Consider the following 17539-nt stretch of genomic DNA (forward strand, 5'->3'; position numbering starts at 1 on the left):
AACTTGCGGGCGCTCAGCCCGGTGGCCTTCGGCCGGGGTGAAGCCGGGGTGATGGGGGGCTGTCCGGACGGGTCACCTGACGGAAGGCCTGATATCCCCGCATAGCCGAATGACCGCGCCGGTGGTCGCTGTGATGCGGGAGGCGACGAGGAAGGAGTCTGCCCATGCGGATCGTCGTGGACCTGAATCGGTGTCAGGGTTATGCACAGTGCGTGTTTCTGGCGCACGAGGTCTTCAGATTGAGTGGTGCGGAGGCGCTCACCTACGAGCCGAACCCCGAGGACGAGCGGCGCCTGCAGGTTGAGCGAGCCGCTGCGGCGTGTCCGGTGCAGGCGATCGTGATCGACCGCTTGGACGGCGCGGAGGGGAGCGCGACGTCATGACCGTGCCGGCAACGGTCGCAGAGCTGGTGCGCGACTTCAAGGCCAACGGGCGGATCGTCATCGTCGGCGCCTCCCTGGCCGGACTGCGGGCGGCCGAAGCCCTGCGTGAGGAGGGCTTCACCGGGTCTCTGACCATCATCGGGGACGAGCCGCATGAGCCCTACGACCGTCCTCCGCTGTCCAAACAGGTGCTCAAAGGCTGGGTGCCGGCCGACCACACCAAGCTGCCCCGCCTGCGAGAAGTGAATGCGCAGTGGCGGCTCGGGGTGGCCGCCACCGGGTTGGACCGGGCCACCAGGCAGGTGCGCCTGGCCGACGGCGAGCAGATCCCGTACGACCGGTTGCTCATTGCCACCGGCACCCGGGCGCGACAGTGGCCGAACCCGGACGAGGCCGCCCTGGACGGGGTCTACACGCTGCGCTCGCGTGATGACGCCGCACAGTTGCAACAGGCGCTGGCCGCGCGGCCGTCGCGGGTCCTGATCATCGGCGCCGGGTTCATCGGCTCGGAGATGGCCTCCGTCTGCCGGGAACTCGATCTCCCGGTGACCGTCGCCGAGCGGGGCTCGGCGCCGCTGGTCGGCGCGCTCGGGGGGGTGATCGGGAAGGTCGCCGTGGAGATGCAGCGCGACCACGGCGTGGACCTGCGCTGCGGGATGGGCGTGTCGTCACTGGAGGGCGACGCGAGCGGACACGTGCGGCGTGCTCGGCTCTCGGACGGGAGCATTGTCGAGGCTGACGTGGTGGTGGCCTCGCTCGGGTCGATCCGCAACGTTGAATGGGTGGAGGGCTCCGGGCTGGCGGCCGGCTTCTGGGGCATCGGCTGCGACGCCGGCGGTCGCGCCTTCGACATCAACGGCGTGGTGACCGACACCGTCTACGTGGTGGGGGACGTGGCGCGCGCGCCCCACGTTCTGTACGAGTACCAGTTCCTCGCGATGGAGCACTGGGACAATGCCGTCCTCGGTGCCGAGGTCGTGGCCCACAACATGGTGAACCTCGATCCCGACTACTATCCGCATCTGTTGCTGCCCGGCTTCTGGTCCGGTCAGTTCGGCGTCAATATCAAGTCTGTCGGCGTGCCGACGTACGGCGACGAGATCGTCTTCACGCAGGGGTCGGTCAAGGAGCGCCGCTTCGCCGCCGCCTACGGTCGTCGGGGCCGCATCGTCGCCGCGGTCACCTTCGATCACGGCAGGTGGCTGGAGCACTACGCGCGGCTGATCGAGCAATCGGCACCGTTCCCGCCCCCGCCGCCGGGCTGGGATCGGCCCGACGACATGAACCCGATGCCGGCCGAGTTCCCCGCACCGGGCGTCCCGACGGAGTTGCCCGACGTTGTCTTGACCGGCCACGACCCGAACGAGCGGAGGGCCGAGTTCCGGCCTCGACGCCGCTGACACGCCCCTTTGGACCAGCGCGTCACCGGACAGCACCAGCAGGAAGAAGAACATCATGGCCGAGGAAACTCCCTGGCAGCAGGCCCTCCGCAACGCCAACCGCGCCAATCCGTACCCCTTCTTCGAGGAACTGCGGAAGACGCCGGTGTCGCGGCAGGCGGACGGCAGCTATGTCGTCAGCACCTATCGAGAGGTCGTCCAGCTGCTCCACGACAACCGGGTCAGCTCGGATACGAGGAAGCGCCCCGGGGCGATCCTGGGGGTCGACCCCTTCGAGGGGACGATCATCACCGAGGATCCGCCCGAGCACGATGCGGATCGCCGCCGGATGATGCGGCACTTCGCGTCGCCCGAGTGTCCCCACATGATCGCCGACCGGGAGCCCGAGATCCGCCGCATCTTCGCCGAGCTCCTGGACGACATGAAGGGCAAGACCCGTATCGACGTCGTCGACGAGTTCGCCTTCCCGGGGCCGGTGACCGTCATCTGCAAGGTCCTGGGCGTGCCGCTGGAGTCCATCCCGCGCTTCCACGGCTGGATCGAGACGGCCCTGGACGGGTTGGACCTCGGCCCGGAGGCGAGCGACCCGGAGCAGCAGCGCCGCCTAGCGGCGGTTCCCGCTCAGGTGGCCGAGATGAGGCAGTTCCTGACCGACCTGTTCGACCAGTACCGCAAGCAGCCCGGCCCGGGCATGTTGTCGGGGATGGGCAACGACGACGGCCCGGAGGGGCGCCTGCCTCAGGAGTCGCTCGTCAGCAATGCGATGCTCTTGCTCTTCGCCGGGCATGAGACGACGGTCAACCTGATCGCCCACAGCGTGCTGTCCCTGCTGCGGCACCCCGACCAGCTCGAGAAACTGCGCCGCCGGCCCGAGCTCATCGTGCCCGGGATCGAGGAGCTGCTGCGCTTCGAGTCGTCGGTCCAGTTGTGGCACACCCGCTCCGCCCTCGACGACATCGAGATCGCCGGTACCACCATCCCGGCGGGCTCGACGATCTTCCTGTGCTACGCCTCGGCGAACCGCGACCCGGAGCGGTTCGAGAACCCCGACAAGCTCGACCTCGAGCGACCGGACAACGAGCACGTCGGCTACAGCCAGGGCATCCACTACTGCTTCGGCGCCCCGCTTGCGCGGCTGGAGGTCCAGAGCGCTGTCAGCGAGTTCTTCCGCCGCGTGGAGAACCCGCGGCTCGTCGAGGACCCACCGCCGTACCGCCACAACCAGATCTTCCGCGGCCCGCGCCACCTCCTGGTCGACATCGACGGAATCCGCGACTGAGCCCCCGAGCAATGGATAGCCATGAGAGCATTCCAATTCGTCGAGCCGCAGAAGCCGGCGGAGCTGCGCGAGGTACCGGTGCCCGAGCCCGGGCCGGGGCAGGTCCTGGTGAAGGTCGGGGGGGCCGGCGCCTGCCACTCGGACCTGCATCTCATGGAGGCGCCCCCGGAGCGCGTGGGGCGGCTCCCCTTCACGATCGGCCACGAGAACGCGGGGTGGGTGGAGACGCTGGGACCGGGCGTCACCGGGTTCGCGCCCGGAGAGCCGGTGATCGTCTACGGTCCCTGGGGCTGCGGGCTGTGCGCCAACTGCCGGGAGGGCCGGGAGAACTACTGCCAGACGACCGGCGGTCTCGGCGGGGGCCTGGGTGGTCACCAAGGCGGAATGGCTGAGTACCTGCTGGTCCCGGCGTCGCGCTTCCTGCTTCCGCTGGGCACCCTCGATCCCCGCGAGGCCGCCCCGCTCAGCGACGCGGGACTGACCAGCTATCACGCCGTCAAGCGGTCGCTGCACCTGCTGGGGCCGGGCTCGACCGCGGTGGTGATCGGGGCGGGCGGTCTGGGCCAGATGGCCATCCAGATTCTGCGTGCGCTCAGCGCGGCGACCACCGTCGTCGCCGTGGACACCGCCGCCGACAAGCTGGAGATCGCCAACCGCATGGGCGCGGACGAGGCGCTGGTTTCGGGCGAGGAGGCGGTCACGCGCATCAAGGACATGACGCGGGGGCAGGGCGCTCAGCTCGTGCTGGACATGGTCGGCGTAGACCCGACTCTGCGGATGGCCGCTCAGATGGCCCGGGTGCTCGGCCACCTGACCATCGTCGGTCTCGGCGGCGGAGCGCTTCCCGTCGACTTCTTGAGCCCGCCGCACGAGTGCTCGGTCGCCTCGCCCTACTGGGGCTTCATCCCCGAACTCATGGAAGTGGTCACCCTTGCCCAGCAGCAAAAGATCAAGATGCTGGTCGAGCACTTCCCCTTGGAACGCGCCGGCGAGGCCTACCAGCTCCTGCACGACGGCAGGATCCAAGGACGCGCCGTCATCACCCCCCACGCGTGAGTACCGTCATCCACGCGACCGCGCCACCACGGCAGGGGGCTACGCCACGCCTTGTTCCAGCCGGGGCCGGGGCGTCCTCGGACCGGTCTCGACGGCCCTGCTCTACGCCGCGGGGCGCCCCAGCAGGCCCCGGACGCCGCACCCTCTGTGCACATGCAGGGGTAGCGCCGAGGTAAGCCCAAAAGCCGCCAGTACTTGATCTTGGCGCCCTTCTCTGGGCCCGGGGCGGGACTTGTGACCTCGATCGAGCGGACCGCGTACCCGCGGTTCAAGCGGCTGGTCACCGTGCATGAGCTGCATCTCTTCTTCGCGTCGACGCGGGACGAGGCTGCGTGGGCCGCTGAGCGGATGGACTCCTACGGGCTTCAGCTCGCGTTGCTGCTGGCGCTGAAGTCCTATCAGCGGATGGGGCGGTTCCCGAAGCCGGATGAGTATCCGGAGATGGTGGTCGACTTCGTCCGTCGTGCGGTTGAGCTGCCGGAGGGCACGCTCCCGTTGTACGAGACGGGCCGCACCGCTGAGCGGCAGCGTACGGAGGTACGCCGGCGGGTGGGGACGAAGTACAAGCAGTCCCAGGCTCGGCAGATCGCTGAGGCGGCGATCCCCAAGGAGGCCGCGTCGAAGAACCGCCCTGCGGATCTGATCTATATCGCGCTGGAGAAGGTGGTGGCGGCTGGGCTGGAACTGCCGGCGTTCTCCACCTTCGACACGATGACCTCCACGATCCGCACAGAGGTGAACGCCTCGATCTGCTGCGGCATCCACGACCGGATGAGCCTCGCCGAGCAGTCGGGGATGCTGCGGCTGCTGGAAGAGCGCGACAGTGACGGCACGACGCAGTTCAACCGGCTGAAGCAGACCGCCCAGGGCCCGAGCTGGTCGCACTTCAAGCGCCTGTTCACGCACCTGGAGTGGCTGGACAAGCTCGGCGACACCGCGGTGTGGGTGGACGGCGTCGCGTCGCCGGAGGTTAGCGACTTCGCCGGAGAAGCAGATGCGGCGGACGCCTCCGAACTGCGGGACTACGCGGCTATCAAGCGGATCGCGCTGCTGGCCTGCCTCGCTCACAAGGCCCGGGTGCGGGTGCTGGCTCAGCAGGTCGTCCATCGCGTCGCGGATGTGCACCACCCGCTACCACGCTATCCCGTGCTGCGCGGCGACAGCCGCTGTGTGATCCGGTCGAACAGCTCCGTCAGCGGCTCGCCGACGTCCCGGCCGAACTCGGTCAGCCCGTAGGTGACCTGGGGCGGCGTCGTCGGCTCGACCTCCCGCCAGACCAGGCCGTCCTGGACCAGCGCCCTCAGGGTCTGGGCGAGCATCTTCTCGCTGATGCCCTGGATGCTCTCGCGCAGCTCGTAGAACCGGAGGCCATTGCTCCGCAACGAGATCAGCACCCAGATGCCCCACCTGCTGGTCACATGGTCGACCACATCGCGCGCGGGGCAGTCGGTGTGAAACACGTCATACCGCTTCCCCGCCTCGGCCTGTCCGGTCTGCGCGCCTTCCACCACGCCATGAGCTTACCTCAAGGTATGTCCTTACCAAAAGTTAGCCCGCGCTCCTAGTGTGAAGGCCACAGAGACATCCGACAAGGAGCTGATCATGATCGTAGTGACCGGGGCTACCGGGAATATCGGCCGGCCGTTGACGCAGGCGCTGGCCGAGGCGGGCCAGCAAGTGATGGCAGTGTCGCGGCACACGGCGGCGGTGCCGAACGGCGTCCGCCACGTGGCGGCCGACCTGGCCAAGCCAGCCAGCCTCAAGCCCGCGCTGGCCGGGGCGAAGGCGCTGTTCCTGCTGCTGTCCGGCGACCTGCACGCCACTGGAGCCAACCCTGCCGACATCATCAGCGAAGCTGCGGCCAGCGGAGTCCGCCGGGTCGTCCTGCTCTCCACGCTGGGCGTGGTGACCAGGCCCTCCGGCCGAACGCGGATCGCGATGCGCGCACTGGAGGACATGCTGCGGGAGTCCGGCCTGGAGTGGGCCATCCTGCGGCCGGGCGGCTTCGCCTCCAACGCCCTGTGGTGGGCCGAGTCCGTCCGCGCGCAACAGGTCGTCGCCGCGCCCTTCGGCAACGTCGGGGTGCCGATCATCGACCCGGCGGACATCGCCGCGGTCGCGGCAGCCTGCCTGCTGGATGACCGGCACACCGGCGGCGTCTACGAGCTGACCGGCCCGGAGGTGATCACTCCGCGCCAGCAGGCGGAGGCCATCGCCGCCGCGCTGGGCTCGCCAGTGAGGTTTCACGAGCTCACCCGCGACGAGGCCAAGACCGCCATGACCCAGAGCATGCCGGCGGAGCTCGCCGACGACACTCTGGACATCCTCGGCTCCCCGAGCCCGGCCGAGCTGCGCGTCAGCCCGGACGTCCAGCAGGTCCTCGGCCGCGCCCCGCGCCCCTTCGCCGACTGGGCCGCCCGCAATGTCGCCGCGTTCCGCTGAGACTGGTCAGCGCCGCTGGAACTGCTTTCGTGCTCGGCGATCCAATGCTGACTCGAGGAACCTGACCCGAAGTTGACGGCCGCGGGTGCGGCGTCCTCCATCGAACTGGGCAGGTAGCTATCCGGCCCCGGCGCTGGCGGGATTCAGGTCCTCGTGTGCGGGTCCGGTTCGATGCGCAGCAGCAGGAGGGCGGTGTCGTCGGTGCGGTCGCCTGACGGCTGGGTTTGGTCGATCCGCCGGCCGGGACACTGGCGCGGAAACTGTAGCGGCCCAGGCAGTGAGGTTGGCCCACCGCAACGGGAGAGCCGGGCGACATCCTCGTCCAGGACGTCGTGCTCGCGCCGGTCAGAGGGCAGTGCCCGCAGCTGTTTCAACGGCGGCGTCCAGATAGCGAGTGGTCCACAGCACGGCAGCGTTCAGGACCAGGCCGAGCGCGCCAAGCTGGTCCTCCTGCCCCGTCCGGTACGCCTGCATGATCTGCCCGCGCTTGCCGTGGCAGATGCGTTCGGTTCTGCCCAGTGAGTGTGATCAGGCCGCGCGCGGCGTCCAGTAGTACGGAGGCAACGGATGGCCGGACCGATTCCCCGGAGAGTGCGTTCCGCCAACCATCCCGAGCCTATTTCGCCCCGCGCTCGGCTGATTTCCCTGGATGAGGGACGCGTGGATAGCCAGGACTTGTCCGGGCGATCATGTTCGTAGCCAGATGGTGAGTGCTGCGGCGGTTGCGGTGCCGAGGTAGACGTAGCGGCGCTTGTCGTATCGGCTAGCCACGGCCCGGTGTTGTTTCAGCCGGTTGATGGCCCGTTCGATGGTGTTGCGTTTCTTGTAGGGCTCTTCGTCGAAGCCGGGTGGCCGCCCGCCTCGTGAGCCCTTGCGTAGGCGGGCGGCCTGGCTGTCGGTCATCTCCGGGATGGTGTGCCGGATGCCCCGGCGCCGTAGGTACTCGCGGCAAGGGCCGTTGCTGTAGGCCTTGTCGGCCGCCAGGCTGTCAGGTTTCCTGCGAGGCCTGCCCGGCCCGGTTCGGGGGACCCGGATGTTCTCCAATACCGGCTTGAACTGCGTGCAGTCAGCCCGCTGACCTGAGGTAACGATCAGGGATAGGGGGCGGCAGCGGCCGTCCGCGCTCAGGTGGAGCTTGGTGGTGAACCCGCCGCGCGAGCGGCCAAGGCCCTCACCTCCTGCACCACCTCCGCCAGCCGGGCGAGGAGACTCTGCCACGGCGCTTTTCGTCCTGGTGTTCTGGCGGTTCGGCCCCCTATGGCGCCGGGGGCGGGTCCGTGCGGGCGCCGGCGGCGTGCTGATGCGCGCGCACGATGGTGGAGTCGACCGAGATGTTCCAGTCGATCTCACCGGCCGCTTCCGCCGCGGCCTGAACCTGCTGGAGCAGGTGCTCCCAGGTTCCGTCGGCCGACCACAGCCGATGACGTTTATAGACGGTCTTCCATGGCCCGAACCGTTCGGGCAGATCACGCCACTGCACTCCGATCCGGACCCGGTGCAGAATCCCGTCGATCACCTGCCTGTGGTCCCGCCACCTGCCACAACGCCTGTTGCCAACCGGCAGGAACGGCCGCAGCCGTTCCCACTCCGCATCACTCAGATCGCCCCGCCCCATGGTAGGAGGAACGACCCGGACAGACGTCTGTCACAGATCAGAAGAACCCTGATCACTACCCCGTGACGAAGGGCGCGTATCCGACCGGGACCTCGCTCACCTGAAGCTCGGAAAAGAGCAGAGTGAGGTTGTGCGCGTTGGTCTCCATGCGAACCTCGTGGAAGTCGATCCCGAGGGCCTTCGACCAGCGGCGGGTCGCCTCCGACTCGGGGAGGAGCTTGGCTCCCGGGTATAGGCAGTGCCACTTCACGCCCCAGACGTATCCGTCGAGATCGGCACCGGGTTCGTGGTCGATGAGCCGGTCGTCCAAAGAGACCCGCCAGGTCTCCGCCGGCACTGAGGTCTCGCATCGGGCCTCGACGCAGTACCGGAAGAGATACCGCAGGTGGGATGGCGTGATGCTGGTACGGGGATCCGCCGTCGCGTAGACGATGACCTCGTAGTCGCGCATGTAGTTGGTGTATCCGTGGTGCACGACAGCGTGATCGAAGGTCTCGTCCAGCATCTGTTCAAGTACGGCAGCATCCATACCGCCCGTCTACCTCACTCGGCGAGGCCTTCGACAATGAGATTCACGGGGGTCAGGCACCGTTGGCCTCCAAGATCGCCCGGACAAGTCCTAGCCGCATCATCGGCCACCTCGGACCGTCGCTTACGCTTCAGATCCGTCAGCGGTTCCGTAAGGACGCCGTGCTGATCGTCGACGGCACCCTAGTGCCCGCGCGGGATCATGCGGTTGCCACGCAGTCGAAGAACTACCGGTACTCGACCAACCACCAGGTCGTCATCGACGCCGACTCCCGACCCGTCGTCGCCGTCGGCCGACCGGTCACGGGCAACCGCAACGATTGCAAGGCGTGGGAACTTTGCGGTGCGAAGGCCGCCGTCGGCCGGGCCACGGTCATCGCGGACGGCGGCCATCGGGGCACCGGCCTGCTCATTCCGTACCGACGTGAACGCGGCCAGACCGAACTGCCAGCGTGGAAAAAAGGAGCGCAACACCTCCCACCGCAAGGTCCGGGCCCGCGTCGAGCACCCCTTCGCGCGGATGAAGGCATGGAAGATCCTTCGTGACTGCCGTCTGAAAGGCTATGGCGTTCACACCGCCATGCTCGGCATCGCCCGGCTGCACAACCCCGCCCTCGCGGGGTAACTCCCGCCCCCTACGAGACCAGAGGCCCCGGGGAGGTGGCTCCCCACCTCCCCGGCTCGGAGAATGTTCAGTCGATACAGAACTCGTTGCCCTCGATGTCCAGCATCGGGATGCACGACTCGTTTTCCTCATCGGCGTACAGCGTTTGCACGTGGGTCGCACCGAGCGCGACCAGTCGTGCGCACTCGGCTTCGAGCGTGGCGAGGCGCTCGTCCCCCACGAGCCCGGTGCCGGCCCGGACGTCGAGATGCACCCGATTTTTAACGATTTTCCCTTCGGGGACGCGCTGGAAGTACAGGCGCGGGCCCACTCCTGAGGGATCACTGCAGGCGAACCATGATCCCTGCTCCTCCGGAGGGAGGGTGCGGTTGAAATCGTCCCAGGTGGTGAACCCCTCCGGTGGCGGCGGTATGACGTACCCCAACACTTCACACCAGAAGCGAGCGAGGCGCTCAGGTTCTGCGCAGTCAAAGGTGACTTGGAACTTTTTGATCTCTGACATCGGCGCACCGTACCGCGTACCAGGGAGACCCTGCCGCTCATTTCCCCAGTCGGATCCGCCCGACCCGTCGCATCCTGGACCGCCTTGGACACCAAGTGATCAAATCGGACAGTCCACGAGAACGACGCAACCGTGGCGGTGGAGCGCCCCAGTAGTCCCCAGGATCCAGCCCTCACCAACCACCTTCAGCCCAAGATCAGTTGCGGGACAACCCTTAGCGGGGAGGGTCGAACTCTGCGTGTGGGTCGCGGACTTCGTCGGCCGAGTGCAGGGTGAGGACGTTGGCCTCGATCTTGAGGGCGACGAGGTAATCGTGGTTGCGCATGACGAACGTCGCGATCCCGGCCTTGTTCGACTGGGCCAGGGCATCGTGGAGCAGCGCGTAGACCTTGCCGACTCCTCATCCTTGGGCCCCAGATAGTAGGTCTTGTCGAAGAACACCGGCTTGACATCCTTCAGGTCGACGAATCCCGAGATGTCGATCGCCCTTGAGCGTCCCGGCGCGATGTCGTCCAGTTCTTCGGGCTCGACGATGACAAATTCGCCATCCCCGGTTTCATAGCCCTTGACGATCTCCTCCTGCGGCACCTCTTCGCCGGTGCGCCCATTCACCCTGATAGCCCGTTTGCTTCAGGCGGGCCTCCTCGACCGGCTCCGTCCCGGTCCCGCGCTAGCCTGCTGAGACGATCACACGGTCCGCCGCCACCGCTTCGTGACCTTGCTGTTCCGACTCTTCCGGCGTGCTCCCGCACGATCGCGTGCCGAGCGCCGGTCGGAGCCGCCTTTAGCTGCTGACTGCGGGCAGCCGTGAGCCGGGCGGTGGAGGCCCGGCGCCGGTAGAGTCGTACCTATGCCGGACCTCACGCTCGACCAGGTCGCGGCGATCGCCCGCGAAGGCCACGCGCTCCAGAGGGACAAGACGGGACGGCCCTACCTGGAGCACGTCCAGGCCGTGGTTGACGGGGTGAGGGAGCGGGGCGGTTCCGACGAACAGATTGCCGCCGCCTGGCTGCACGACACGATCGAGGACGACGTGCTCTCCCGCGAGTGGCTCGAGGCAGCCGACCTTCCGCAGGATGTGAAAGACCTCGTGGACGCGATGACCAAGCGCCCGGGCGAGAGCGACGAGTCGTACACGCAGCGGATCCTCGCCACGCCGGGCGCCCGCCTCATCAAGGAGGCCGACCTCGCCCATAACGCCGACCCGAATCGGCTCGCCCTGCTCGACGAACCGACCCGGACCCAGCTCGGCGAGAAGTACGCGAGGATGCGGCGGCTGCTCGGCCTGTAGGAGTCGTGATCAACTCTCAGGAGCAGCCAGGCTCAGTATTCCGCTGCCCGGGGCGCTTTCCGAAAACAGGAGAAAGACCCGTGAACCCGGAAGTTCACGAAGGCCAGGAACAGCAGCACGGCGAGCAGAGTCCGAGTAACAGACGGTATTTGATCCCAAAAAGGGTCATTTTGGAGGTTTTTCTCGAGAAAACGGAGGTAGCAGCGTGTGGACGGCCGCTCTCTTGGAGGAGATGATCAAGGTGGCCTACACCCGGAACGACATCGAGCAACACCCGGACATCGTGGAAATGCGCCGTCACTCAGAGAGAGCGGTCACCACAAGCCGGGCTCAGGGTATTGAAGCAATGTCCCTGGTCACCGGCATCTATCTGGCCGCCTCCCCCTGGATCGCCGGCTTCAACGGCTTCTCCACTCTTGCCGTCAACAACCTGGTGACCGGCATTGCCTTTGCTGCCCTGCTGGGAGGCCTGGGTCATGCCTATGAGCGCACCCATGCGATGGCCTGGGCCGCCGCAGTGATCGGCGCCTGGACCGTCATCGCACCCTGGGTCGTCGCGGGGGACGTTTCCACCACCAGAACCATCGTCAACAACGTCATCGTGGGCTTGGTCGCCCTGACACTGGCGCTCGCGGCCGCGGCTGCCGGCGCCCGGAACCGCGGCACCCGAGGCGGAAACCAGCCCCTGCCTTCGAACCGCTGAAGCAAGCCGACGGGCCGCCCCCTGCGGCGCCGCGCTCCTGCGGATGATTCGTACGCTTCGCGGCTTGTTCCACTTGTTCGGCCAGCTGCCGTGCCCGCCGACGCTGGTCGCCAGACCCCCCTGCCACAGGCGCGACGAATCTTGTGCGCCCTGACCTCACAAGATCAGCTGCGCGTATGCGGGGAGGGAGGCCGCGATCAGCAGGTACGGGCGGGCACTGGCGCGTCGGGGGGCATCAGCGGCCAGGAGCGTGTGCCAGGAGCGCATTCCTTCGAGCGCCACGCTGGTGAAGAGTTCAGGGGTGTCGATCAGGAGGGTCAGCGAGGCCAGGGCTCCGTCGTTCTCACGGTCGGCCCGACGTAGCCGCGATGGTGATCCGTGATGGATCGGCAGGTACGCGCGCAGTCACGGCTCCGGTGATCATGGAGTGTCGAGTTCGCTGATCACCACAACGGAAGACCGTGGCTGCTGCGTCAGCATCCCCTATGCCTGCCGGGCTTGGCCGACTCGTCGGTTCCGATCCGGCCCGCCCCGATGAATTGCCTGACCTGATGGACCGACTGCGCCGTCTGCCCGACCCGCGCCGCCTCCAAGGCCGGCGTCACCGGCTGTGGTACGTCCTGGCCCTGGCTGCCTGTGCGGTCCTGGCCGGGGCCAAGTCCCTCACCGCGATCGCTGAGTGGGCCGCCGACACCCCTGAGCAGCTCCTTCTCCAGTGCGGGGCCACGCTGCGCGATCCGGACCAGCCCTACCGGGCGCCCAGCGAGGCGACCGTGCGTCGGATACTGCAGCGCAGCGACGGCGACGCGCTCGATGCGCGGATCTGCTGATGAGGGGAGATACGCCAAGTGCGCGAGACTCCGATCGAGCACAAGTCCGTGGAGGAGTCCGGCCGGTAGTGCAATGCCGTCGGCCGCGTCGGACGAGCAGCTCGTCGCGATGCTGGTGGACCGGGCCCGGAGTGAGGGCCTCAGCTGACGGCCTGCGTGCCGGTGTTACCGAAGCGGCGGTAGAAGTAGGTCACACCATTCGGGGCGGACACGGACGGGTTCGGTGGGGTCACCTGGCTGTGGGGCATGACCAACGATTCCTCGGGATTCGGTGTGCGGGCCACGCCGGTGGGCCCGGACATGTGGGACTGAAGGCGCATCGCGCGGACCGCGGTGCGCTGCGGTTTCGCCGGTTCCTAGAAGCACCGGCCGTGCGGGGCTTCTAGGAACCGGCGACCCGCACGGCCATACGGGGCCTCTTCGGCCGAGTGCTTCGTCGTCGTGCTCAGGGCGGCTCGTCGGTCCGGCCGTCCTGCGGTGGGGCCCCGTTCCGTGTGACCGTGGTGTCGGTGCCCGCGGGAGTGGTGTGTCACCACTCGATGGCGCGTCCGTCGACGGTCGTTCCGGGGTAGAGGTGTTCGGCAGTCAGGGCCAGGATGGTGGGATTGATGCGGTCCAGGTGGCGCAGCAGCATCAGATCGGCGAACTCCTTGGCGTGGCGGGCGACGGCGGCCACTTCCTCGGTGTCCTGCAGGTACTTGCGGGTCTCGTCCAGGTGGCGGGGGTCGTCGTCGTTGGCGGGGTTCTTGTGCCCGGCGACGACGGCGCGAGGGTGGACCGCAGCGATCTTGTCGATGGCGGCGATCCAGTCCGCGCGCCGCTCGGGCAGCGGCCGGGCCTTCTCGCCGCCGGCGAGGTAGGGGTGGACGCCGTTGTAGACGATGTCGCCCGCGACGACGAGGCCGATGGACGGCACGTGCACGAACGTGGTGTCCGGTCCGTCGCTGTCGCCGGCCTCGACGAACCGGACCTCCTCGCCCTCCAGGAGGAAGGTGTAGTCGTCAATCACCTCGGGCAGCACGATGTCCTTGACGATCTGGCCGGGAAACTGGCCGTTCCAGAACGCCATACGCTTTCCGGCGGTGAACTCCGCCAGAGCCACGGTGCCCTCGGTGGCGATCATCCGCGCGTCGGGAAAGTGCTTGGCGACCTCGGAGAAACCGAACCAGTGGTCGCCGTGGCCGTGAGTGGCGTACATCGCGACCAGGTTCTTGCCCGAGGCCAGCACCCACTCGGCCACCTGCCGGGACTGCTCCTCCAGGTGCGGGGCGTCGATCAGGATGGCGTCCCGCTCCCCGTAGATGAGGGTCGCCGACATCGGGGACCAGGCCGGCAGCGGCCGGACCGAGGAACCATCGGGCAGGACCGCCCGGGGAGGAAGGGTGACGAGGACGTCGTATTCGAGAGCCATGGTTGTCTGCTTTCTTACTTTCGATGCTTCGTTCTCCTGTGTGCCGCGAGCACCCGAAATGTTCCCGGCTGGGGTCGGCGACCTCGCCGTCGCCGAGTCTGTGGGGGGCACGTGATGCGTCCACCAGCGTGCGCCGTGTGTCCAGGCTGCGCGCGTTTTCAGACCCACCCTGTGGCACCGTCCGGTGTCAGGACCGTGCGGCGCTCGCGGTCACCGGGCCGGAGCCGGTTCGGCAGCAAGCTGGTGGTGGCGGCGGATCAGGTGTGTGATCTCGGCCGCGCCGAAGGCAAGGACGATCAGTGCGGCGCCGATGGGGCCGAGCCAGTGCATGCTTTCGAACATCGCCAAGGCCCACCCCCAGGTCACCAAGGCGTGGGCTGACACCGGCTACCGCACCAAGATCATCCACCACGGTGCCCGCCTCGGCATCGACGTCGAAGTTGTCCAACGCGGCCCCGGCGTCAAAGGATTCAAGGTGGTCCCCCGCCGCGGGGTGGTCGAGCGGACCTTCGGCCGGCTCATGCACCACCGGCGCCTCGCCCGCGACTACGAAACGCACCCACACCGATCCGAAGCCATAATCCACGTCGCGATGATCGACCTCATAAGCCGCCGGCTGACTCGCGAGTCCACCCTGACTGGCGCGACACCTGATCGACCTCGGCACCACGCGTCTCTATCTACTGCCGCAAGCTACTGGCACGAAGCTCCAGCAGGTCGACGCACTCACGGAGATCAGACTGCGGAAGGCCGGCGCGCTCGCGCATCACTGCGTTGGCCTGAATGTGGCGGCCATCGGCGATCAGACCGTCCGCCTCTGCTCGCGCCTCGACCGACAGCCTGCTCCAAACTCTTCTGAGCCGCGCCCTTCTCGTCAAGGCGCGAGCTGCCTTCAGTGCCGAGGCCACGTCTCCGTCCGCGTACGCCAGTAGCACCGTCTTCGCTCCCATTCGCACGCTATCCGGAGCCACCGACAGCCCAGCCGTCCCGAGAACGTCCGAAGTTTTCGGCGGCGCCCGGCTACCGACTGCGTCTACGCAGGCCAGAAGCACCCCACACCCCCACGGACCGGCACGCCACGCCGCTTCGCCTCCTCCCCCCAGGGCCACCGGTCCACCGGATTGGATGCGTGCTGTCGGCTCAGCGGTCGGTCACAGCTTGCCGGTCACCACTGCGCGCCAGGTCCATCCGGCCGCGAGGACGGCGTCCTGAAGGGGGCTCTTCAGCGCCGTGTTGTCGAAGCAGAACGTCTCCGTCGTCTCCAGTCCGCCGTCGGCGCCTCGTCCGATCGTCCAGCGCTTGGACACGGTGTGCACCTGCCCACGGGTGTACTCAGGCGACATCATCAGCCTGGGCTTGCCCGCGACCCAGGTGACCTCCCACTGCCGGTCGAGGGCACGGACCTCGTGGGACGAGGGGACCAGGCGCATCCGGATCTGAACGGCTCGGCTCACCTGCGACCGGACGAAGAAGGTCTGCCAGGCCGACTCCATCAGCCGCCACTCCGCGACCAGTTCGGCTCCCTCCGGGGCCCCGTCTCGTACAACGTAGGGAAGGTCCGGGCGGCTGAGTCCGAGCAGGGCCGCGCGGACGTGCTCAGCGGATTGCTGTGCGATATCGCCGGCGGGACGCTTGGTGCCGGTCAGTCTGTCGAAAAGGCCCATCAGGCCAACCTATGAGCAGCGGGGGGCCTGTCACAAGATCTCCCGCGCGGTGTGACGCACCTACCGACAGGCCCTTAAAGGCGAGTGTCTGGGACGATCCCGTGGAGGATTCACCACCAAGATTCACCTTGTCGCCGAGGGGCGCTGCCGGCCCCTCGCCCTCGTCCTGACACCCGGCCACTACGGTGACGGCCCTCAACTCGAGCGCGTGCTGGAACAGGTCTCCGTGCCACGCACCGGAGCCGGACGGCCCCCGCACCCGGCCTGACCATGTGCTGGCGGACAAGGCCTACACGTCCCGGAGGAACCGCAGCTACCCGCGCCGACGTGGAATCCGGCACACCATCCCCGAATGTCTCGACCAGCGTAGACACCGGCAGAATCGAGGTTCCCGAGGCGGCCGGCCACCGTCTTCGACAGCGAGCGCTACAAGAAGCGGAACACTGTCGAACGCACCATCAACCGCCTCAAGGGCTTCCACGCCGTCGCCACACGCTACGAGAAACGCGCCTACATCTACTTCGGCACCGTCACCCTCGCGACGCTCGTCATCTGGCTCCGAGCATGATCCGAGAAGCAGTGCCTAAGAGGTCATCTCATTTGGGCCGTTCGATAAACTCCAGGTGTGGGGATCGTTGAGCGGCTGGTGCCGGATGAGCTGTGGGAGTTGTTCCAGCGAGTGGTGCCGGAGGCGCCGAGTCGACCTCAGGGAGGCGGTCGGCGCCGGCATGGTGACAGGGAGGTGCTGGCTGCGATCGTGTTCGTGGCCACGTCGGGCTGCACGTGGCAGCAGCTGCCGGCCGCCTCGTTCGGACCGTCGGGACCCACGGCTCATCGGCGCTTCACCGAGTGGTCGAAAGCCCGGGTGTGGGCGAAGCTCCATCGCCTGGTCCTCGACGAACTTGGCTCCCGGGGTGAACTGGACTGGTCTCGCTGCGCGATCGACTCGGTGAACATGCGGGCCCTGAAAAGGGGGACCTGACGGGTCCGAATCCGGTGGATCGGGGCAAGTACGGCTCAAAGATCCACTTGATCACCGAGCGAACCGGACTGCCCCTGTCCGTCGGGATATCCGGCGCCAACCTGCACGACAGCCAGGCCCTCGAACCGCTCGTGCGAGGCATCCCGCCTATCCGCTCCCGGCGCGGACCGCGTCGGCGACGGCCGGCCAAACTCCACGCCGACAAGGGCTACGACTACAACCATCTGCGCCGATGGTTACGCCAGCACGGCATCCGGCACCGCATCGCCCGCAAAGGCGTCGAGTCTTCCCAGCGGCTGGGACGCCACCGCTGGACCATCGAACGCACGATGGCCTGGCTCGCTGGATGTCGCCGCCTCCATCGCCGCTACGAACGCAAAGCTGAACACTTCCTAGCCTTCACCAGCATCGCCTGCACCCTCATCTGCTACCGCAGACTCGCCAAATGAGATGGCCTCTAAGGCTTGTCCCGTCGCTCCTGACCGCAGGGGCTTGGGTGCTGGCATGATGACGTCCATGACTGCATACCGAAAGGCCGATGCCGCGTAGACGGCCTGGCGCCCTGCGCGTCGAACAGCATGGTCCTCGCGCCTGGGAGGGCCCGCCGCCGGATCGGATCCACGGGCTCTCTGCCCGCACCAGCCTCGCGATACATCGAGTAGAGAGGCTGTCGGCCGACTATTACGTCTATCCCGGTGCCACGGACCGTGCGCTGCAGCGTTACCAAGCGTTTCTGGAACCGCCTGGACGTCGGCCTCTCTATCCGCAGGACGCGGAGTGCTCGTGCCGCGGCTGTTCCTTTGACGACGTGAGGCATGCCCGCGACGT

At 67.6% G+C, this 17539-nt stretch carries 17 protein-coding genes and 5 pseudogenes; 13 read left to right on the forward strand and 9 right to left on the reverse strand.

From position 1 onward, the window contains the following. Positions 1–164: 164 nt before the first annotated feature. The 5 genes from ACFU5O_RS33445 to ACFU5O_RS33465 all read left to right on the forward strand — a co-directional run bounded on the left by ACFU5O_RS33445 (position 165) and on the right by ACFU5O_RS33465 (position 5354). Positions 165–383, forward strand: a complete 219-nt coding sequence (locus ACFU5O_RS33445) for a ferredoxin (protein WP_384246140.1) — start codon at positions 165–167, stop codon at positions 381–383. Beyond that, entirely contained in the window at positions 380–1783 is a 1404-nt protein-coding gene (locus ACFU5O_RS33450) for an NAD(P)/FAD-dependent oxidoreductase (RefSeq protein ID WP_384246232.1), read from the forward strand. Before ACFU5O_RS33445 ends, ACFU5O_RS33450 begins: the two co-directional genes overlap by 4 nt. Before the next feature lie 55 nt (positions 1784–1838). Beyond that, complete coding sequence (locus ACFU5O_RS33455; protein WP_384246142.1) at positions 1839–3062, forward strand: cytochrome P450; 1224 nt, start codon at positions 1839–1841, stop codon at positions 3060–3062. A 21-nt stretch (positions 3063–3083) separates the two neighbouring features. Beyond that, the gene (locus tag ACFU5O_RS33460) at positions 3084–4118 is read left to right on the forward strand and encodes an NAD(P)-dependent alcohol dehydrogenase (RefSeq protein ID WP_384246144.1); all 1035 of its coding nucleotides are present in this window, start codon (positions 3084–3086) and stop codon (positions 4116–4118) included. 234 nt (positions 4119–4352) lie between these two features. Continuing rightward, entirely contained in the window at positions 4353–5354 is a 1002-nt protein-coding gene (locus ACFU5O_RS33465) for a DUF4158 domain-containing protein (RefSeq protein WP_384246146.1), read from the forward strand. On the opposite strand, the gene ACFU5O_RS33470 is transcribed toward ACFU5O_RS33465, so the two are convergent. Continuing rightward, positions 5258–5629 carry a winged helix-turn-helix transcriptional regulator gene (locus ACFU5O_RS33470; RefSeq protein WP_384246148.1) on the reverse strand — a complete coding sequence of 124 codons (372 nt, stop codon included), beginning with the start codon at positions 5627–5629 and terminating at the stop codon, positions 5258–5260. The genes ACFU5O_RS33465 and ACFU5O_RS33470 overlap by 97 nt on opposite strands. A gap of 91 nt (positions 5630–5720) precedes the next feature. On the opposite strand from ACFU5O_RS33470, the gene ACFU5O_RS33475 reads away from it, so the two are divergent. Beyond that, positions 5721–6560: an SDR family oxidoreductase gene (locus tag ACFU5O_RS33475; protein ID WP_384246150.1), complete on the forward strand. Its 840-nt coding sequence runs from the start codon at positions 5721–5723 to the stop codon at positions 6558–6560. 199 nt (positions 6561–6759) lie between these two features. On the opposite strand, the pseudogene ACFU5O_RS33480 reads toward ACFU5O_RS33475, so the two are convergent. The 3 genes and pseudogenes from ACFU5O_RS33480 to ACFU5O_RS33490 form a co-directional block, all read right to left on the reverse strand. Continuing rightward, positions 6760–7085, reverse strand: a pseudogene (locus ACFU5O_RS33480) (Tn3 family transposase); the annotation flags it as partial. Between the two features lie 162 nt (positions 7086–7247). After that, a protein-coding gene (locus ACFU5O_RS33485; protein WP_384246152.1) for an IS5 family transposase occupies positions 7248–8175 on the reverse strand; the annotation gives its coding sequence in 2 pieces (ribosomal slippage) (positions 7248–7838 and positions 7840–8175; 927 coding nt in all). A 55-nt stretch (positions 8176–8230) separates the two neighbouring features. Beyond that, positions 8231–8704 carry a hypothetical protein gene (locus tag ACFU5O_RS33490; protein ID WP_384246154.1) on the reverse strand — a complete coding sequence of 158 codons (474 nt, stop codon included), beginning with the start codon at positions 8702–8704 and terminating at the stop codon, positions 8231–8233. Positions 8705–8796: 92 nt separating this feature from the next. Between ACFU5O_RS33490 and ACFU5O_RS33495 the strand changes: the two are divergent. Next, a pseudogene (locus ACFU5O_RS33495) lies at positions 8797–9328 on the forward strand (transposase); the annotation flags it as partial. A 67-nt stretch (positions 9329–9395) separates the two neighbouring features. On the opposite strand, the gene ACFU5O_RS33500 reads toward ACFU5O_RS33495, so the two are convergent. Then, positions 9396–9830 (reverse strand): VOC family protein, encoded by a 435-nt coding sequence (locus ACFU5O_RS33500; protein ID WP_384246156.1) that lies wholly within the window; start codon positions 9828–9830, stop codon positions 9396–9398. Between the two features lie 214 nt (positions 9831–10044). Further along, positions 10045–10442 (reverse strand): annotated as a pseudogene (locus ACFU5O_RS33505) (Ku protein). A 238-nt stretch (positions 10443–10680) separates the two neighbouring features. On the opposite strand from ACFU5O_RS33505, the gene ACFU5O_RS33510 reads away from it, so the two are divergent. The 3 genes from ACFU5O_RS33510 (at position 10681) to ACFU5O_RS33520 (ending at position 12654) form a co-directional block, all read left to right on the forward strand. After that, positions 10681–11121 carry an HD domain-containing protein gene (locus ACFU5O_RS33510; RefSeq protein WP_384246158.1) on the forward strand — a complete coding sequence of 147 codons (441 nt, stop codon included), beginning with the start codon at positions 10681–10683 and terminating at the stop codon, positions 11119–11121. Between the two features lie 232 nt (positions 11122–11353). Beyond that, complete coding sequence (locus tag ACFU5O_RS33515; RefSeq protein WP_384246160.1) at positions 11354–11824, forward strand: SPW repeat protein; 471 nt, start codon at positions 11354–11356, stop codon at positions 11822–11824. 551 nt (positions 11825–12375) lie between these two features. Beyond that, on the forward strand, positions 12376–12654 hold the full coding sequence (locus ACFU5O_RS33520; protein WP_384246161.1) for a transposase family protein: 279 nt from the start codon (positions 12376–12378) through the stop codon (positions 12652–12654). 529 nt (positions 12655–13183) lie between these two features. On the opposite strand, the gene ACFU5O_RS33525 is transcribed toward ACFU5O_RS33520, so the two are convergent. Then, entirely contained in the window at positions 13184–14065 is an 882-nt protein-coding gene (locus tag ACFU5O_RS33525) for an MBL fold metallo-hydrolase (protein ID WP_384246163.1), read from the reverse strand. Positions 14066–14275: 210 nt separating this feature from the next. Beyond that, positions 14276–14407 carry a hypothetical protein gene (locus tag ACFU5O_RS33530; RefSeq protein ID WP_384246239.1) on the reverse strand — a complete coding sequence of 44 codons (132 nt, stop codon included), beginning with the start codon at positions 14405–14407 and terminating at the stop codon, positions 14276–14278. On the opposite strand from ACFU5O_RS33530, the pseudogene ACFU5O_RS33535 reads away from it, so the two are divergent. Beyond that, a pseudogene (locus ACFU5O_RS33535) lies at positions 14394–14719 on the forward strand (transposase); the annotation flags it as partial. The gene ACFU5O_RS33530 and the pseudogene ACFU5O_RS33535 sit on opposite strands and share 14 nt — an antisense overlap. A gap of 497 nt (positions 14720–15216) precedes the next feature. On the opposite strand, the gene ACFU5O_RS33540 reads toward ACFU5O_RS33535, so the two are convergent. Next, positions 15217–15729, reverse strand: a complete 513-nt coding sequence (locus ACFU5O_RS33540) for a hypothetical protein (protein WP_384246165.1) — start codon at positions 15727–15729, stop codon at positions 15217–15219. Positions 15730–15811: 82 nt separating this feature from the next. On the opposite strand from ACFU5O_RS33540, the pseudogene ACFU5O_RS33545 reads away from it, so the two are divergent. Together ACFU5O_RS33545 and ACFU5O_RS33550 are read left to right on the forward strand one after the other, a co-directional pair. Next, positions 15812–16297 (forward strand): annotated as a pseudogene (locus ACFU5O_RS33545) (IS5 family transposase); the annotation flags it as partial. A 63-nt stretch (positions 16298–16360) separates the two neighbouring features. Next, positions 16361–17160, forward strand: a protein-coding gene (locus ACFU5O_RS33550) for an IS5 family transposase (protein ID WP_384246234.1) whose coding sequence is annotated in 2 segments (ribosomal slippage) — positions 16361–16700 and positions 16700–17160 — 801 coding nt in all. Because the reading frame shifts where the segments join, the coding sequence is not laid out codon by codon here. Positions 17161–17539 lie beyond the last annotated feature (379 nt).

It is taken from the genome of Streptomyces sp. NPDC057445 (assembly GCF_042802855.1).
Lineage (GTDB): Bacteria > Actinomycetota > Actinomycetes > Streptomycetales > Streptomycetaceae > Streptomyces.

What these genes read in the sequence shown, in the direction of transcription:
- ACFU5O_RS33445 (WP_384246140.1), top strand. Translation starts at nt 165, where the DNA reads ATGCGGATCGTCGTGGACCTGAATCGGTGTCAGGGTTATGCACAGTGC.
- ACFU5O_RS33450 (WP_384246232.1), top strand. Translation starts at nt 380, where the DNA reads ATGACCGTGCCGGCAACGGTCGCAGAGCTGGTGCGCGACTTCAAGGCC.
- ACFU5O_RS33455 (WP_384246142.1), top strand. Translation starts at nt 1,839, where the DNA reads ATGGCCGAGGAAACTCCCTGGCAGCAGGCCCTCCGCAACGCCAACCGC.
- ACFU5O_RS33460 (WP_384246144.1), top strand. Translation starts at nt 3,084, where the DNA reads ATGAGAGCATTCCAATTCGTCGAGCCGCAGAAGCCGGCGGAGCTGCGC.
- ACFU5O_RS33475 (WP_384246150.1), top strand. Translation starts at nt 5,721, where the DNA reads ATGATCGTAGTGACCGGGGCTACCGGGAATATCGGCCGGCCGTTGACG.
- ACFU5O_RS33490 (WP_384246154.1), bottom strand. Translation starts at nt 8,704, where the DNA reads ATGGATGCTGCCGTACTTGAACAGATGCTGGACGAGACCTTCGATCAC.
- ACFU5O_RS33500 (WP_384246156.1), bottom strand. Translation starts at nt 9,830, where the DNA reads ATGTCAGAGATCAAAAAGTTCCAAGTCACCTTTGACTGCGCAGAACCT.
- ACFU5O_RS33510 (WP_384246158.1), top strand. Translation starts at nt 10,681, where the DNA reads ATGCCGGACCTCACGCTCGACCAGGTCGCGGCGATCGCCCGCGAAGGC.
- ACFU5O_RS33515 (WP_384246160.1), top strand. Translation starts at nt 11,354, where the DNA reads ATGATCAAGGTGGCCTACACCCGGAACGACATCGAGCAACACCCGGAC.
- ACFU5O_RS33520 (WP_384246161.1), top strand. Translation starts at nt 12,376, where the DNA reads ATGGACCGACTGCGCCGTCTGCCCGACCCGCGCCGCCTCCAAGGCCGG.
- ACFU5O_RS33525 (WP_384246163.1), bottom strand. Translation starts at nt 14,065, where the DNA reads ATGGCTCTCGAATACGACGTCCTCGTCACCCTTCCTCCCCGGGCGGTC.
- ACFU5O_RS33530 (WP_384246239.1), bottom strand. Translation starts at nt 14,407, where the DNA reads ATGTTCGAAAGCATGCACTGGCTCGGCCCCATCGGCGCCGCACTGATC.
- ACFU5O_RS33540 (WP_384246165.1), bottom strand. Translation starts at nt 15,729, where the DNA reads ATGGGCCTTTTCGACAGACTGACCGGCACCAAGCGTCCCGCCGGCGAT.